Source organism: Pseudomonas sp. Pseusp49 (assembly GCF_059491875.1).
This window is the reverse complement of the sequence record NZ_CP168514.1, coordinates 3,338,332-3,355,013: the sequence shown is the minus strand read 5'-3', so window position 1 is coordinate 3,355,013 and position 16,682 is coordinate 3,338,332. Positions and strand designations below refer to the sequence as shown.

Sequence of the window (16,682 nt, the reverse complement as noted above, 5' to 3'; positions counted from 1 at the left end):
TTTCTCCGCTCGCATGAAGCGATATCGTTATCGACCTCAATGCATATCATCGGGGCGTCTATCTATTTCTCAACACCGGCGATCGCTCTATGGTTCAGCAAACCACTATCGCGCGCGAATGACCGAGCGTCTACCTCGACTTTCGCAGCCCCCACACTCGTCGGAAAAACCGTCTTACAAGGCATGACGCTCTTTCCCGTGATACACGCGCAGGATATCGGCCACCACCGCCAGGGCGATTTCCGCCGGGGCTTTGCTGCCCAGGTCGAGGCCGATGGGCATGTGCAAACGGGCAATCTGTTCATCCGTGAGACCACCGATGCGCTTGAGCCGCTCGGCGCGTTTGTCCGAGGTTGCCAGGGACCCCATGGCGCCGATGTAAAACGCCGGCGTGTGCACCGCTTCCATCAGTGCCAGATCGTCGATTCGCGGATCGTGAGTCAGCGCCACTACCGCGGTCGCCGCGTGGCAACCTCCGGCGGCAATGAACATTGAGGGCAGCACACGTTGCATCTCCACGCCTTCAAGATGTACATGCAGCATCTCTTCCCGGGGGTCGCAGGCGATAACTTCGCAGCCGATGGCTCGGGCGAAACTGGCGCAAACTTCAGCGACCGGCGAGAGCCCTGCCAGAATCAGGCGTAATGCCGGGCCAACGCTGATGCGCACCCTTTCGTAGTCGACTTGTACCCGTTCGCTGCCGTGGCCCGCGTCCGGATCCAGGCGCAAGGCACCGTTGCTCAGCTCGATATGGCGCTGCAGACGTCGCTGACCGAGTAACGCCGCTTGCAGACTCTCCAGGTGTGCGATCCATTCAAGGCTGGCAGCGCGGTGTTCGACCAGCACTATCAGCACGCCACCACAGGGCAACCTCAGGCGGTGGCGTTGCTCGACGCTGTCGCCATAACTGACGATCTGTGCCGGTTCGCGTAATTCACCGCGCGCCAGACTTTCGAGAAACTCCTCTTCGACGCAGCCACCCGACAGCGAGCCGACGTGTTCGCCCGAGCCGTTGGTCACCAGCATCGCACCCGGCGCACGCGGCGCCGAGCCATAGGTGGAGAGCACCGTGCACAACCACTGTGCCTGCCCGGCGCGAGCCCATTGCAGTGCCTGGTCGATCACCTGAACATCGAGATGACGCATGTTTTCTGTACCTCAAGCAAAGCGTGGTGCTGCATGCAGGGTTACGTTTACGGTAACCTGCGAGCAACCTTGTTCAATCGTTGATTCAACATGTCGCCACAACAATTTTTGCAACTTGGGTCGCTGCGCCTGGAATATCGCCAAATCCCTGCGGCTGACCCATCGCGACCGACGCTTGTGCTGCTGCACGAAGGCCTCGGAAGCGCCGATCAATGGAAAGACTTTCCCCAGCGCCTGGCCCAGGCCAGCGGTTACGGTGTAGTCACTTACAGCCGTCAGGGTTATGGGCAATCGAGCCCGGTAACCCTGCCGCGTCCGCTGAACTACCTGAGCAGCGACGGGCCTCGTGAACTGCGGCAACTGCTCGATGCCTTGCAACTGCCGCAAGTGGTCTTGCTCGGTCACAGTGACGGCGCATCCATCGTCCTGGCCTATGCCGCCGCCAACGATCCGCGCGTGTTGGGCAGCATTGCATTGGCGCCTCACGTGATTGTCGAGACCGAGAGCCTCGTTGGCATTCGCCATACCACTGAGGCTTGGCATCAGGGCGAACTGCGCGAACGCCTGGCGCGCCACCATGGGAGCAATGTCGACGGTGCTTTTCACGGCTGGAGCGACAGTTGGTTGCACGCGGACTTTTCCCTGGACGATCTCGAAACGCAGTTGGCTTATATCGAAAAACCGCTGCTGGTCATCCAGGGTCGCGAAGACCACTACGCGACGCCCGAGCAACTGGCAGTCATCCAGCGACAGGTGCCTGGACCGTGCCGCTGTGTGTTGCTGGATAACTGTCGGCACTTTCCCCAGACCGAAGCGCCCGAGCAGACCTTGCAGCTGATCTGCGAATTCCTGGAGCACCTCCCCGCGTTTATTTGAAATTGCCTTGGGTTTCTGGAATTACCACACTGCCAATCAGGTAGATCACAGACAGACCGACGGCAAAAAACGCCAGTACCATGGGGATCTGCGCGGGGCTGCTGCTGACCAGAGACACAAAGGTCGGCATGGTTCCGCCGAGGGCGAAACCGATGTTCCAGGATAATCCGGTGCCGCTGGCTCGCAGCTCGGTGGCAAAGCGTTCGTTGAGGAAGATCAGGATAGGCGCGATGATCGCTCCGCCCATGAAGCCTATGCCCATGCAATACAGCGCAGTGCGGGTCAGCGAACCCGGCTCGGCGACCCCATGGAACATCATGGGCAGGCCCACCAGGTTGATCACACCCAGCAGCATGAAGGTCTTCTTGCGACCGATCAGGTCACTCAGGTAACCGAAGGCCAGTGCGCCGACAATGGTTGCCACCGACCCATACATGAGCAGCTGCGAAGTCTGCGTATGAGGCACTTTGGCGACCACGTTGAGCAATGTCGGCAGATAACCGCAGGCCAGGTAATAGGTGGCACCGCCGCCGAAGGTAATCAGCAGATTGACCAGCATCACGGCGCGGTACTCACGACCGAACAGACGCTTGAGTGGCGACACGACCACGACCGTCGGCCCCTTGGTTTTGCGGGCCTGTTGCAGTTGCCGCCAGACCGGGCTTTCATCCAGGTAACGGAACATCACCAGACCGAAAAATGTGCTGAGCAGGCCGCAGAAGAACATGAAGCGCCAGCCCCAGACGTCGAATTCGCCCCCCGGAAAGATCTCCGACAACACCAGATAAGTGAATGACGCCAACAGCGCGCCCATGCCGGCACCGGCGCCACCGATCAACCCGGACATCAAGCCGCGATAGCGCGGCGAGATGGATTCGGTGCCGATGGTGTGAGTGGAAGCGACGATGCCGCCAACGAAAATGCCCTGAATCACCCGCAATACCAAAAACAGTATCGGGGCCAACACCCCGACCTGGTGAATGGTTGGCAACACGCCAAACAGTGCCGTGGAAATACCGACGCCGACCATCGATACCATCAGCGCACGCTTGCGACCGTGTTTGTCGGCATACGCGCCAAAGATCGCCGAGCCCAGCGGACGTACCAGCAAGGCCACGGCGAACGAGGCGTACACGGCGGCCAGCGACAGTGTCGGGGTGTCCGAGGGGAAGAACAGGCGGCCGATGATCGGCGCCACATAGAGCAGAATGAACAGGTCAAACAAATCCAGCGCCCAGCCGAATGTCGAGGCAAATGCCGCGAGCAAAGCCTTGCCCGGTGGAATCTGCGGCGTATCGATAGCGGCGCTGGTGGGTGATGCAGTTATTGTTGTTGTCGTAGTCATGGTTGCCTCACACAAGCGGTGAATCAAAAGGAGCGGCAGGCCCTGCTCCGTAAGGCGTACGCCGTTACCAACATACTCCCGGGCCTGTTCGCCGGTACGATCTACTCGCCGATAAATACGGCCTCACGCTTGCTGTGAAACGCTTCGACGCCTTCCTTGAAGTCCTTGGAACTGCGCAGACGGCTGTAGCAGTGACCTTCCATTTCGATCGCGACGGTCAGCGGCGCGTCTTCGTTGTCGTTGATCAGTTTTTTCGCCGTGCGCTGAGCCAGCGGCGAGAAGCGCCGCAGTTCATCGACCAACGCATCGACGGTGCTTTCCAGTTCGGTATCCGGCACGACCTCGGTCGCGATACCCCAGGCGTAGGCCTGGTCGCCGGTAATGCGTTTGGCGCGCATCACCATGTGCTTGGTGCGGGTGATGCCGATGATTTTCTGCAAGCGCGCGGAGCCACCCGAGCCCGGGATCTGACCCAGGTTCTGCTCAGGCAAGGCGTAGCGAGTGGTTTGCGAAGCAATACGGAAATCGCAGGCCAGGGACAGTTCGAAACCGACGCCGAAGGTGTAACCACGGTTGGCGACGATCACCGGTTTTTCGCAACGTGCCGGTGCCGCGACGTTCCAGGCCAGCTTCGAAACGTGCTCGGGCGAGGCTTCGAGGAAACCCTTGATGTCGCCGCCGCTGGAGAAGTGTTCACCCACCGAGCGCAGCACGATGACGCGCACGTCTTTGTGTGCATCGAGGGCTTCGAAGACCAGGCGCAATTGATCGCGCTGCCCCATGGAAATGACGTTCAATGGCGCCCGGTTGAGGATGATGTCGGCGCGCTCGCGGGACACATCGACTTCAACCTGGAAGCCATCGAACTGAGTGTCGAGAAATTGCTGGATCGCTTGTTGTTGCATGAGAGTGTCCTGTGGATGATTAGCTGATGGCCTTCAAGGCCTGTTCCTGAAATTGGGCCAGCAGCACGCGCCGCAGCACCTTGCCCACTGGAGATTTGGGAATCTGATCGATGAACTGGTAACGCCGTGGCCGCTTGAATTTGGCCAGGCCCGAAGCGATGCAATGGGCATCGAGGTCGCATTCCGAGACCTCGGCGCGCAGCTTGATAAACGCCGCAATGATCTTGCCCCACTGCTCGTCAGGCAGACCGACCACCACCACTTCTTCCACTGCAGGGTGCAGAGAGAGCATGTTTTCGATTTCCGCCGGGCTGACGTTTTCGCCGCCGGTGATGATCAAGTCATCGACACGACCCGTGACGAACAGATCGCCCTCCAGATCGAAGTAGCCGATGTCACCGGTGAAATACCATCCGTCACGTAATGCCTTGGCGGTCGCTTCGGGGCGGTTCAGGTAGCCTTCGAACGCCTCGTCACTCGCCAGGTCGGCGATGATCTGGCCCTCCTCCAATGGGTTGACCTGCACATCCGCCGTTTCAGCATCGATCGGCACCACGCGCACGCGCTGGTTCATTGCACTGCGCCCTGACGAACCGGGTTTGCGGTTGGCTTGCTGGTCGATGGTGAAGGTGTAGATCTCCGAGCTGCCGTAATGATTGACGAACAATTGCGGCTGGAACGCCTGCTCGACACGACGCATCAAGCCGTCGCTCATCGGCGCACCGGCAAAGCCGATTTTCTCCACACTGGCAACTCGCTCGCGAGCAAAGGCCGGGTGTTCGATGAGCATGTGGTAGAGCGTCGGCACCAGGTAAAGGTTGCTGACTTTTTCCCGCTCGATGGCCTGCAGCGTGGCTTCCACGTCGAACTTCGGCACACAGACGAAATGTCCGTCGATCAACGCCATGGACAGCAACGAACGCACGCCCATGGTGTGGTAAAGCGGCATGACACCCAGCGTGCACTCGCTCTGGCGGTAGAGGTTTTGCGCGACGTGGGCAACCGCCGCGGCGCGTTCGCTACGGTGCCGACGGGGCACGCCCTTGGGCTTGCTGGTGGTTCCGGAGGTGTACAACAGCAGTGAAAAATCTTCGGCGTCGGCCTGCAAAATGATGCCCGAGGGGGTCTGCGAACACAGCTCCTCGAAACTCAGGTCGGTGTCGGCGGCACGGAGACCGGCGGCGATCCGAGGCAGCCTTGTGGTGGCGCTGCAACCGGCCACGGCGGTCACGGTAGCGTCGTCGTAAGCCACTGCCCGGATTTGCGCATCTTCGATGCAGTAACCCAGTTCATCGGCCGTCGAACGCCAGTTCAGCGGGGTCATGACGATGCCCGTAAACTGACAGGCCCAATGCAAGGTTGCCATCTGCCAGCGGTTTTGCATTGCTACCAGCAGTCGATCACCGCGTTGCAGCCCAAGGCATTGCAAGCCCCAAGCGGCGCTCTGGATATCGACGAACCAGTCTTCATAGGTTTTCTTCAACGCACCGTCACTGACCGCCACGGCGTGCGGCCGGCGTTCAACAGCAGCGAGGAAACTGCGTCCGAGATCGAACATTATTGTTATACCCCTTTGTTCGTTTGGCGCTGGGCAGCGACTTCGAGCACGGCCTGGACGATGCCGGTGTAGCCGGTGCAGCGACATAGATGCCCCGAAAGCATGTCGCGTACCTGGGTCTCGTCCGGGTTGGGTACCCGTTCCAGGAAATCCACGCAGGACATGAGAATGCCCGCAGTGCAAAAGCCGCACTGCAAGGCGTGATGACGGCGAAAGGCTTGTTGCAGGTCGCTCAGAGTGTCGTCGTCGGCCAGGGACTCGACGGTCTCGATACGCCGCTCGTGCCCCTGTACCGCGAGCATCAGACAGGAACGCATGGCGACTCCGTCCACCAGCACCGTGCAGGCACCGCAGACACCGTGTTCGCATCCGACATGGACACCGGTGGCACCGAGGTCGTGGCGCAGGAAGTCGCAGAGTTGGGTGCGCGGTTCGGCTAGCGCTTCGCGGGAGCGGCCATTGAGTTCCAGGCGAATCGGAAAGGTTTGGTCGGCAGTTACACGCATGTTCAGACTCCTTCGATCAGCTGATGACCCAGCTCGCGAATCAGTTGGCGGCGATAGGCAGCGCTGGCCTGCACGTCGTCTTGAGCGTCGAGCGACCAGGCGGTTTGATTGAGCGCGTCCGGCAGCGCCGCACCACGTGGCAGGCTGCGACGTTGCGGACGGTCGGCGACCCCGCCGATGCCGAGTTCGACCTGGTCCGCGCCGATGGCCGCGGCCAGGGAGACAATTGCAAAGTCGCCGTGGCGCATGGCGATTTCACGGAAGCGATAGGTGATGCCTTCGCGCTTGAGCGGAAAACGCACCTCGACGACCAGTTCATCTGCACGCTTGTCGGTGGTGAGAATGCCTTGGAAGAAGTCGGCAGCCTTGACGATGCGCTTGCCTTTTTTTGACTCGAGAACGATCTCGCCGCCCAGCGTCACCAGGCACAGCGGCAACTCGGCGCTCGGGTCGGCATGAGCCACCGAACCGCAGACGGTGCCGCGATTACGCGTCTGGAAGTGACCGATCCAGGGCATCGCCAGTGCCAATAAAGGCACCTCGTCCATCAGGGTCGAACGCGCCAGCAGTTGCGCCTGTCGTACCCCGGCGCCTACCGCCAGACAATCCTTGCGCAGTTCGATATAGGCCAGCTCAGTCACATGATTGATGTCGATCAGCAACTTGGGTTGAGCCAGGCGCATGTTCAGCACCGCCATCAAAGATTGGCCACCGGCGATGATGCGAGCCTCCTGGCCGTACTCGGCGAGCAGTTCAACCACCTGACGACGGTTCTCAGCCCGAACGTAATCGAAAGCAGCCGGTTTCATTGCGCACCTCCCTTGCCAAACAGCGCGCCAAGCGAGGCACGCAGTCGCGCCCACCAGCCGGTGGAGATGGCTTGGCCGCTGACCCGTTGCGACAGGCGAGTAAAGATTTGTCCGATGATCACTTTCGAGGCCCCTTGCAACATTCGGCCGCCGACCGCGGCGACTTTGCCGCTGACCGCCACCTGGTATTGGTATTCCAGACGCGTGTGGCCATTTTCCAGCTCGACGAAACGCACCTTGGCCTGGCCCTGGGCCGAGCCCATCGAGCTGCTGCCGGAACCGGACAGACGCAATGAATGCGGAGGATCCAGATCACTCAGGGCGACCTTGGCCTCGAAGCGCGCGCGAATCATGCCGACGCCGACGGTGACGTCTGCGCGGTAACGGTTTTCGCCTTCCAGCACGAGGTCGTGACAACCGGGAATGATCGCCGCCAGCGTCTGCGGGTCGAGCAAGGTATCGAAGACCTGTTGCGGCGAGGCAGGAATCACCACCGAGTCGTTGGCCCGCAGTGCCGGTCCACCGGCAGCTGCCGCGTCCAGGCTTTCATCGGGCTCCATACCGGCGGGACGCGGCGGCTCGTCGATCCCGATGAGCGTGCGTACTTTCGATGGCGTCAGTGGCAGACGGATGTCCGAGCGACCGAGGGCGTCGGCCACCGCGTTGGCGATGCACACCGGCGTGCTCATGTTGTTGCCCTCACCCACACCTTTGGCGCCCAGTGGGGTGAATGGCGATGGCGTTTCCATGTGCAGGATCACCGGTTCGATCACTTCCGGTGCGGTCGGCACCAGATAATCGGCGAAGGTCCCGGAGAGGAAACTGCCGTCCTCGCCATAGGCGAATTCTTCCATCATCGCCGCGCCGAGGCCTTGGGTGAAGCCACCACGAATCTGGCCATCGACCAGCGCCGGGTTGAGCAGGCGGCCGGCGTCATGACAGGTGACATAGCGATCGATGTGGATCTCGCCGGTCATGCGGTCGATTTCCAGACCACAGATGTCGAAGACAAAGCCGTAGCACAGCGAGCTATTGACCTGATCCTGGTCGTCCGGTGCCACCAATTGCGGCGGGCTCCAGAAGGCGGTTTCGCGCAGACCGCCGCTTTCACCTTCCGGCAGCAGGCCCGGCGACCAGTGGGTCGCACCAGCAATCCGATGGAATGGCGCCACCGCCCCACCATTGACGACAAAAATTTTGCCGCCCGCGAAGCGAATATCTTCGGGACTGGCCTGCAGCTGCTCGGCGGCAATCGCGGCGAGGCGATCGCGGATCTTCAGCGCGGCCTTATAGACGGCACCGGCTACAGCACCGGCGAAGCGGCTCGAATAGTTGCCCGAGGCAATCGACCAGGCGTCCTTCTGGGTATCGAGCTCGACGTTGACCACGATGGATTCCAGCGCAACCCCAAGCACTTCGGCGACGACCTGGGCCACGGTGGTTTGGTGGCCCTGCCCTTGCGGGGCCGAGGACACGTGCACACTGACGTCCCCCAACGGGCCGACGTTAATGGTTGCCGTTGCGACAGCGCCGTTTTTTGGACCGGCCTTACGCCGCTCTTCGGGTGTCATCGCGGTGGTGATGTAACCCATGTTGGAAATCGAGGGTTCGATGACGGCGGCATACCCAATGCCATAGATTCGGCCTTCGGCACGCGCCCGATCACGACGTTTGAGCAACTCGTCGAGACCGCCATCAGCCACCGCCAAGGCAATGCCTGCCTGGTAATTGCCGGAATCGAGCAACGCACCCGCGGCCGCTTGGTAAGGAAAGGCATCGGCGGGCACCAGGTTGCGGCGGATCACGTCCAACGGATCAAGCTTCAACTGCACGGCGATGTGTTGCAGCAGCCGCTCCAGGGCGAAATACACTTGCGGGCCACCGAAACCACGGTTCAGGCCGGAGGGGGTCTTGTTGGTCAGCACCACCCGGTTGCGCACTTGTACATTGCGGATTGCGTAGGCACCCGTCAGATTCCCGTGCATGCGGTAGAAAGTTGCCGGCTCGGGCGCTCTCAGGTAGGCACCACAATCATCGATCTGGTCATAACGCAACGCGGTGATGCGACCATCGGCTTCTACCGCCGCTTCAATTTCGGTCACCCGATTGGTCGCCGAAGAAGCCCCCTGAAGATGTTCCAGACGGTCCTCGACCCACTTCACCGGTGCACCGACCTTGCGTGACGCCAGGCCCATCATCACCACGTAAGGGAACACGCCTTGCTTGATGCCAAAGCTGCCGCCGGAATCTTTCGGTGTGCGCAAACGCAATCGGTTGCCGGGCACATTCAGTGCACGGGCCATGACCGTGTGTAACGCATAGGGGCCCTGGAAATTGGCAAGCACGTCATAAATGCCAGTGGCGCGCTCGTACTGAGCCAGCACCACATAGCATTCGATGGGTGTGCAGGAACTGCGCGGAAACTTCACTTTGAGCGAGACCTTGTGCGGCGCCTGCTCGAACGCCTGCTCCGGTTTGCCATAACGAAAGTGCCGTTCGTTGACCACGTTGCTGCCGACTGCTTCGTGCAGGATCGGCGCCTGTTCGGCGGTGGCCAGTTCAGGATCGATGATCGGTGGCAGCGGCTCGTATTCAACGCGCACACCTTCGATGGCGTCTTCGGCCAGATAGCGGCTCTCAGCGATCACCACGGCCACCGGCTCTCCGACGTAACGCACCTTGTCGACGGCGACGCACCAGTGCTCCATCGGCTGCCGCACCCCCACCGGGAACGGTAGCGCCCAGCGTTTGACGTCTTCGCCGACCAGTACGCCGTGCACGCCTTTCATCAGCAGCGCTTTGGAAAAGTCCACCGAGGTGATCCGCGCATGAGCGTGGGGTGAACGGATGATCGCCGCGTGTAGCGTACCCGGCGGGATCGCAGCGTCATCGGCATAGCAGCCAAGGCCGCGCAACAATGCGGCGTCCTCGACACGGGTCTGACGGGCGCCGATGTGGCCGGTCTGGCTTTCGGTAGCAGGTTGGAAACTAGTCATTTTTCGCGGCTCTTGTTGTTTTGCAGCGCGATAGCGTTAGAGCCGAGTGTGTGAGAAAGGCGCAGGGAGCGCCTTGCCTGGGGAGAGGGAGTTCTGCGCTGGGGTCTGAAAATTTGCCTTAGCGTCTGATTTTCAGGTCTGGGACCCGACACAATTGCCGGTCAGAGAGGGGGAAGCGGGATGGCTCAGGAACGCTTCGATTTCTGCAAAGGGCATCGGTTTGGCAAAGTAATACCCCTGAAAAATATCGCAGCGACTGCCCTCCAGGAAATCCACCTGAGCAGCCGTTTCCACGCCCTCGGCGACCACCGTCAGGCTGAGGTGATGGGCCATGGAAATGATGCCTTGGGTGATCGCTGCATCGTGATGGTCAGTAGCGATTTCCTGGATGAACGAGCGGTCAATCTTGATCTTGTCGATGGGCAAACGCTTGAGATAGCTGAGGCTGGAAAAACCGGTGCCGAAATCATCGAGAGCAATGCGCACCCCCAACGCCTTGAGCCGGTGCAACGTGTCGATCGCCTGTTCAGCGTTATGCAGCAGAAGCGACTCGGTGATCTCCAGCTCCAGCTGCTCACCCAGCAGACCATGTTTGTCCAGGGTAGCCTGAATACACTGGACGAAATGGCCACGCTGAAAATGCATCGGCGAAATATTCACGGCCATTGAGATGCCGGTGATGCCCTGCTCGCCTAGCTGGCGCAACTGCGCGCAAGCCGTATCAAGAACCCAAAGGCTTAGCGGGATGATCTGACCACTGTCCTCTGCCACTGGCACAAACACCGCCGGAGAGATGAATCCTTTTTCCGGATGCTCCCAGCGCAGCAACGCTTCGATCCCGACCACCCGCCCCGTGCGCGCGTCTATCTGCGGTTGATAATGCAGCTGTAACGATTGAGTTTCGATAGCCTTTTGCAGGTCATTGCGCAGGCTCGCGTGCTCACAAACGCGCTGATTAAGATCGCTGGTGTACCACTGAAAGTTGTTGCGCCCTTGCTGCTTGGCTTTGTACATGGCCATGTCAGCCTGCTGGATCAGCTGCATCGGCTGCTCGATGTGACCATCGCTCAGGGTGATGCCGATACTGGCACTCACGTGCAAGTCAATGCCCTGGACACAGTAGGGTCTGGCAATGCTGGCCATCAAGCGCTCGGCCACCGGTACAACGTCCTCATCACGAAGCAGGTCAGGCAACAGCACGATAAATTCGTCACCGCCCATGCGCACGATGGTATCCCCGGGACGAACCTGCTGGGTCATACGCTGCGCCACCTCGATCAGCACCTGATCGCCGAAGTAGTGCCCGGTCGAATCGTTGATGGATTTGAATCCATCCAGATCTATGCACATCACCGCCAGACGACGCTTACGCCGACGACTGATGTGACAATCCAGAACAAGCCGGTCTTCAAGCGAGACACGGTTGAGCAAACCGGTCAGACGGTCATGGCTGGCGTTGAAGCTCAATTGGCGCTCGAAATGCTTTTGCTCGCTGATGTCCCGGGCAATGCCAAATACCCCGACGATCTCTCCGTTGACCATGATCGGCAGGTTAGAGATGTCCATGGTCAACAGCTTTTCACTCTCGTCGCGAACCCGCGCCTCGAAGCGCTGAGGCTCTCCGGCGCGGGCTGCGGAAAAATGCTGACTGACCCGTTGCAGGTCTTCTTCAAGCACCAGATGGGAAAAGTGATGACCAATGAAATCGGTTGCGGTGTGCGGTTTCAGCTTCAGGCCTGCTGGGTTCACACTCTGGATGTTGCCAGCCAGATCAAGGGCGAACACCGGGTTGGGGTTGTAGGTGAACAACGACCGAAAACGTTGCTCGCTTTCCTCCAGTCGTTGGCCGTCACGCTCATGGCGGATCGCGATGACTGCCAGTTGGGCTGCGCAGGCCAGTCGTTGAATCTGCGCCTCGTCCGGTGCATGGACGCGGTTCTGGTATAGGGCAAATGTACCCAACACGTTTCCTTGATGGGAGAGCAAAGGCACCGACCAGCAGGAACGCAGGTTATGCCCCAGCGCCAGGTCGCGAAAACGCTCCCAGTTGGGGTCCCGGGCGATGTCTTCGGTGACCACCAGTTCGCGCCGGAACGCTGCGGTGCCACAGGTTCCTTCCTCTGGTCCAATGGTCATACCATGAACCGCCTTGCTGTATTCGATCGGCAGGCCGGGCGCCGCGCCGCTCAGCAAGCGTTTACCCTCGGCATCGGTAAGCAGAATCGAGCAGAAGGTTTCGGGGGACTGTGCGTCGAGCATCTCGCAGATGGCGCAGAGTATTTCGCCCAGATGATGGTCGGTCGCGATCATGCCGAGGATGTCACGTTGCGACTCGGGCAATGCCTTGCTGTGGAAGCCAGGACGAGTATTCATGGTGGTTCCTGAAGACTCTCGAGGTCATCCGGTCATCAGAGAGCCCGAAATAGTGGGCGGCCGATCACTGTCCACTAGTGCGTCGGACGCGCACTCTATAGAGCACCGACCAACAAAAAAAAGGTTCAGATCCAACATAAAAAACCGTATCAGATTGCCGCCGTTTAGCTGACTTCGATTTCTCGACTCGCTCGACCTAGGAGCACCCTCTGGTCAAATCGATTATGTCTTTTCCAGCGTACGTCGCCACAGTCCCCCTACTGCCGTCCTCGGTCAGATTCTTCAATACTGAATCACTTAAAGTTTTGTAGCGCTCGCAGAGCGCTTGTTTCAGGTCAACTCCGGCTCGGATTGATCGGCAGCAATCGGCCCAGAGTGTGTAAAAACGCTTCGCCAAAACTGAAGTGCGTGCGTCTACATGAAATTTGAAATTTATCGGCACGTCAGCAGATGTGAGATTGAAATCTTTAACCGACTTTTTCAACAAAATCGGTCGGTAGCGGCCGACTGTGAAGTGCCATTTTCGACTCAGGCGGAGCACGCGTACCAACCTTGCGATCGTGACCAGAACAAGGTCGCCCTTGTGCGATCAGTCGACTGACTGTGGCGCGCGCCTGAGCGCCTCAGCCATGAAAGGAGCTGTCTGGCTTGTTGGCGCGACCGCTACCTGCCGGGGCGTGCCGACCGCTACTATCCGGCCGCCCGCCTCTCCCGCGCCAGGCCCGACGTCGATCACCCAGTCGGCCTGGGCCACCGCGCGCATGTCGTGCTCGATCATCACCACGGTATTGCCAGCATCGATCAGGCGCTGCAGTTGTACCAGCAAGCGGTCGACATCCGACGCGTGCAGGCCGGTAGTCGGCTCGTCGAGCACATACAGGCTGCGACCTCGCTGGCTTCGCTGAAGCTCCGTGGCGAGCTTGATGCGTTGCGCTTCGCCCCCCGACAACTCCGTGGCGGGCTGCCCAAGGCGCAGATAACCCAGCCCGATGTCCCGCAGTAGCTGCAACGGCCGCGCGATGGCGTCCTGGCTCGCAAAGAAGTCCTGGGCTTCTTCCACCGTCATGTTCAGCACATCGGCGATGTTGCTTCCATTCCAGCGCACGGCGAGCGTGGCCTCGTTATAGCGCGCGCCATGGCACGTGGGACAGGGTGCGTAGACGCTGGGCATGAACAGCAGCTCAACGCTGACGAAACCCTCACCTTCGCACGTCTCGCAGCGCCCCTTCGACACGTTGAAGGAAAATCGCCCGGCGTCGAAGCGACGACGGCGCGCGTCCGGCGTAGCGGCAAACAGTTTTCGCACGTGATCGAACAGACCGGTGTAGGTGGCCAGGTTGGAACGTGGCGTACGGCCAATCGGCTTCTGGTCGACCTGGACCAGGCGCTGGACCACCTCCACATCGCCTGCGAGGTGGCCACCGGTGACTTCGATCATCGCCGGCCCTTCGCTGCTGGCGTTTTCAGCCGCATCGTCCTCGGGCTCGTGCCCCAGGTGCAACAGCAACAGTTCCGGCAAGGCCTGAGCGGCCAGGCTGGACTTTCCCGAACCCGAGATGCCGGTCACCGCCGTCAGCACGCCGAGCGGGATGTTGGCATCCACGCCGTGCAGGTTGTGCCGCCGAATACCTCGCAACTCCAGCCAGCCGGCGGGTTCGCGCCCACGGCTAGCCGGCGCAGGGATTTCATCGAACAGATAACGTGCGGTGCGCGACTCGGCAATCTTACGCAGCCCTTGCGGCACACCGCTGTAAAGCACATGGCCGCCCCGCTCTCCCGCATCCGGCCCCACATCCACCAGCCATTGCGCGCGGCGCATCAAGTCGAGGTCGTGTTCCACCACGAACACCGAATTGCCGGCATCGCGCAGCTTGTCCAGCGCGTCGTACAGCGACTGGCTGTCTGAGGGGTGCAGGCCTGCTGAGGGTTCGTCGAGCACATACACCACGCCAAACAGCATGGAGCTCAGTTGCGTGGCCAAGCGCAAGCGTTGCAGCTCGCCAGCCGATAGCGTCGGGGTGGCCCGATCCAGGGTGAGGTAACCCAGGCCCAATCCGCGCAGCTGGCGCAGTCGCGCCATCACACCCCCGACCAGGCGCTGTGCGGCAAGGCGCTTCTCCTCCGAGAGCGCCGAGGTCCGGCGCACGTCAGGCGATGCGGCATGCACCGCACGACCGTGCGCGGCACGTTCGGATCGATCACGACGGGTCGCGGACAGGTCGGAGCCCTCCCCGGCGGCGTGCGCGCGAAAATCGCCCTGGGCTATGGGCTCAAGCAGTGCAGCCAGGTGGTCCAGCGGCATTTGCATGAACTCGCCAATGTCCAACCCGGCAAAGGTGACCGACAGCGCCTCGGCCTTGAGCCGCTTGCCGTGGCAGGTCGGACATGGCTTGCCTTCCATGTAGCGCGACACGCGCTTTCTCATCAATGCGCTCTGGGTATTGGCAAAGGTGTGCAGCACATAGCGTCGCGCGCCGGTGAAGGTCCCCATGTAGCTGGGATCAAGCTTGCGCTTGAGTGCGTCACGGGTTTGGCCAGGTGTGAAGCCCGCATAGACCGGTACCGTGGGCGTCTCCTCGGTGAACAGGATCCAGTCACGGTCTTTTCTGGACAGATCCTTCCAGGGGCGGTCGACGTCGTAGCCCATGGTGACCAGGATGTCGCGCAGATTCTGACCATGCCAGGCCGGTGGCCAGGCGGCGATGGCCCGATCACGTATGCTCAGCGACGGATCGGGTACCATGCTCGCCTCCGTCACCTCGTACACGTGGCCCAGGCCATGACACGCCGGACAGGCCCCTTGCGGCGTGTTTGGCGAAAAGTCCTCCGCATACAACATCGGTTGATGGGCGGGATACGCGCCGGCACGCGAATACATCATGCGTATGAAACTGGACAGCGTGGTCACACTGCCTACGGAAGAGCGCGCATTGCTCGCCCCGCGCTGTTGCTGCAATGCGACCGCTGGCGGCAGGCCGTCGATCGCATCGACATCCGGAACGCCCGCCTGGTCGATCAATCGCCGCGCATAGGGGGCAACCGACTCGAAGTAGCGCCGCTGCGCCTCGGCATAGATCGTGCCGAAGGCAAGCGAGGACTTGCCGGAACCCGACACACCGGAAAACACCACGAGCGCATTGCGTGGAATGGCGACATCGACGTCTTTGAGATTGTTTTCCCGCGCGCCGCGCACTTCCACCAGGCCGCTGGCCGCAGTGGTGCAGGAGGATTCACCGAATGAAGGGTTTGGCATGGGTTCCCGTCCTGCTGTGCGTGATGGCAACGTGCTGATGATCCGGGTGGGTCGAACGCTCATGTTGCCGGAGTTCAGTGTTTAAAGTTCGCCGCCCGCGTTGAATCCCCTGCTCTGCCCCGGGAACCTTTCGCCTGTCGCTGTCAATCCAGCGACCGAACATTTGCTGCAGATCTGCCAGGCGCTGGTGGATTCGTTGCTGGAAGATGTTGAAAGCCGAAGTCAGGCTCGGAGCCCGATAGAGCCGGAACGGTTCCAGTAAAGCGTTTAATGGAGTTTGCGGCCGCAGTTGCGGCCTTTCGAGCTTGTATGGACCTGCCTCAATTGACGACATATCTGCTTTCAACTCTTCGCGGACGTTCGCGAATCGCTGCTTCTGCAATAGGCTAGCTAGTCGACAAGCTCGACGTAACTAGACTCGCCCCCCCCCCGTCGCACCGGATAGCCATCCCCAAACAAAGTGAAGCGTCGTGCGCCCATGATGGTCTTGGCCAATCTCGCCGCGCGACCAGCCAGCAAGGATCTCGTCCTCAGTGGTAAGGCAGTGATAAAGAAGCTCGATAGTGTTGCTGCCCGTCACCCGCCCCACTTGACTGCCCATGCGGATCCGGCCGCCGTGGTAAGTGCCTGTGATGGCCCCGCCGTCGACGAGATGATGAAATACCGTTCCGTTACCCGATAGCCCTTGGGTGTTGTTGGCGACGATGAATCGACGGTTGTTCAACCGTTCGTGAATTTCGGAACTTTCCATAAGCCACTTGCCCTCACCTGGAAATCCATTTCAGAAGCGCACAGCCTATACGTAGATGGTTGGGGCTTCCATCTGAACGGCCGCTAGCCAAAAGCAGTCGTTCAAGACTGTGTACAAAAAAATGTGACGGCTCACTTCATATATATAAAACGCAACTGTTTAAC

Annotated in this window: 10 protein-coding genes and 1 pseudogene; 1 reads left to right on the top strand and 10 read right to left on the bottom strand. The window is 60.5% G+C overall.

The features are described 5' to 3' along the window. Positions 1 to 174 precede the first annotated feature (174 nt). Complete coding sequence (locus ACEN83_RS15055) at positions 175 to 1,146, bottom strand: XdhC family protein (protein WP_116579518.1); 972 nt, start codon at positions 1,144 to 1,146, stop codon at positions 175 to 177. A 90-nt stretch (positions 1,147 to 1,236) separates the two neighbouring features. On the opposite strand from ACEN83_RS15055, the gene ACEN83_RS15050 reads away from it, so the two are divergent. Beyond that, positions 1,237 to 2,022, top strand: a complete 786-nt coding sequence (locus tag ACEN83_RS15050; RefSeq protein WP_116579519.1) for an alpha/beta fold hydrolase — start codon at positions 1,237 to 1,239, stop codon at positions 2,020 to 2,022. On the opposite strand, the gene ACEN83_RS15045 is transcribed toward ACEN83_RS15050, so the two are convergent. From ACEN83_RS15045 to ACEN83_RS15005, 9 genes and pseudogenes are all read right to left on the bottom strand, one after another. Beyond that, on the bottom strand, positions 2,015 to 3,367 hold the full coding sequence (locus tag ACEN83_RS15045; protein WP_116579520.1) for an MFS transporter: 1,353 nt from the start codon (positions 3,365 to 3,367) through the stop codon (positions 2,015 to 2,017). The two genes, ACEN83_RS15050 and ACEN83_RS15045, sit on opposite strands and share 8 nt — an antisense overlap. Positions 3,368 to 3,468: 101 nt before the next feature. Next, positions 3,469 to 4,272 carry an enoyl-CoA hydratase/isomerase family protein gene (locus tag ACEN83_RS15040; protein WP_116579521.1) on the bottom strand — a complete coding sequence of 268 codons (804 nt, stop codon included), beginning with the start codon at positions 4,270 to 4,272 and terminating at the stop codon, positions 3,469 to 3,471. Between the two features lie 19 nt (positions 4,273 to 4,291). Then, positions 4,292 to 5,830, bottom strand: a complete 1,539-nt coding sequence (locus tag ACEN83_RS15035; protein ID WP_495580787.1) for an AMP-binding protein — start codon at positions 5,828 to 5,830, stop codon at positions 4,292 to 4,294. Between the two features lie 5 nt (positions 5,831 to 5,835). Continuing rightward, positions 5,836 to 6,336: a (2Fe-2S)-binding protein gene (locus ACEN83_RS15030; RefSeq protein ID WP_008060977.1), complete on the bottom strand. Its 501-nt coding sequence runs from the start codon at positions 6,334 to 6,336 to the stop codon at positions 5,836 to 5,838. Positions 6,337 to 6,338: 2 nt separating this feature from the next. Beyond that, positions 6,339 to 7,145 carry an FAD binding domain-containing protein gene (locus ACEN83_RS15025; RefSeq protein WP_495580786.1) on the bottom strand — a complete coding sequence of 269 codons (807 nt, stop codon included), beginning with the start codon at positions 7,143 to 7,145 and terminating at the stop codon, positions 6,339 to 6,341. After that, positions 7,142 to 10,141: a xanthine dehydrogenase family protein molybdopterin-binding subunit gene (locus ACEN83_RS15020; RefSeq protein ID WP_495580785.1), complete on the bottom strand. Its 3,000-nt coding sequence runs from the start codon at positions 10,139 to 10,141 to the stop codon at positions 7,142 to 7,144. The genes ACEN83_RS15025 and ACEN83_RS15020 overlap by 4 nt, the downstream gene beginning before the upstream one ends. A 132-nt stretch (positions 10,142 to 10,273) precedes the next feature. Continuing rightward, on the bottom strand, positions 10,274 to 12,514 hold the full coding sequence (locus ACEN83_RS15015; protein ID WP_495580784.1) for a putative bifunctional diguanylate cyclase/phosphodiesterase: 2,241 nt from the start codon (positions 12,512 to 12,514) through the stop codon (positions 10,274 to 10,276). A 589-nt stretch (positions 12,515 to 13,103) separates the two neighbouring features. Beyond that, positions 13,104 to 15,767 carry an excinuclease ABC subunit UvrA gene (locus ACEN83_RS15010; RefSeq protein WP_102674092.1) on the bottom strand — a complete coding sequence of 888 codons (2,664 nt, stop codon included), beginning with the start codon at positions 15,765 to 15,767 and terminating at the stop codon, positions 13,104 to 13,106. Between the two features lie 390 nt (positions 15,768 to 16,157). After that, positions 16,158 to 16,518, bottom strand: a pseudogene (locus tag ACEN83_RS15005) (avidin-fold protein). Positions 16,519 to 16,682 lie beyond the last annotated feature (164 nt).

Excerpts from the sequence above, each read along its gene's own strand:
- ACEN83_RS15055 (WP_116579518.1), bottom strand. The coding sequence starts at position 1,146 with ATGCGTCATCTCGATGTTCAGGTGATCGACCAGGCACTGCAATGGGCT.
- ACEN83_RS15010 (WP_102674092.1), bottom strand. The coding sequence starts at position 15,767 with ATGCCAAACCCTTCATTCGGTGAATCCTCCTGCACCACTGCGGCCAGC.
- ACEN83_RS15040 (WP_116579521.1), bottom strand. The coding sequence starts at position 4,272 with ATGCAACAACAAGCGATCCAGCAATTTCTCGACACTCAGTTCGATGGC.
- ACEN83_RS15050 (WP_116579519.1), top strand. The coding sequence starts at position 1,237 with ATGTCGCCACAACAATTTTTGCAACTTGGGTCGCTGCGCCTGGAATAT.
- ACEN83_RS15015 (WP_495580784.1), bottom strand. The coding sequence starts at position 12,514 with ATGAATACTCGTCCTGGCTTCCACAGCAAGGCATTGCCCGAGTCGCAA.
- ACEN83_RS15025 (WP_495580786.1), bottom strand. The coding sequence starts at position 7,145 with ATGAAACCGGCTGCTTTCGATTACGTTCGGGCTGAGAACCGTCGTCAG.
- ACEN83_RS15045 (WP_116579520.1), bottom strand. The coding sequence starts at position 3,367 with ATGACTACGACAACAACAATAACTGCATCACCCACCAGCGCCGCTATC.
- ACEN83_RS15030 (WP_008060977.1), bottom strand. The coding sequence starts at position 6,336 with ATGCGTGTAACTGCCGACCAAACCTTTCCGATTCGCCTGGAACTCAAT.
- ACEN83_RS15020 (WP_495580785.1), bottom strand. The coding sequence starts at position 10,141 with ATGACTAGTTTCCAACCTGCTACCGAAAGCCAGACCGGCCACATCGGC.
- ACEN83_RS15035 (WP_495580787.1), bottom strand. The coding sequence starts at position 5,830 with ATGTTCGATCTCGGACGCAGTTTCCTCGCTGCTGTTGAACGCCGGCCG.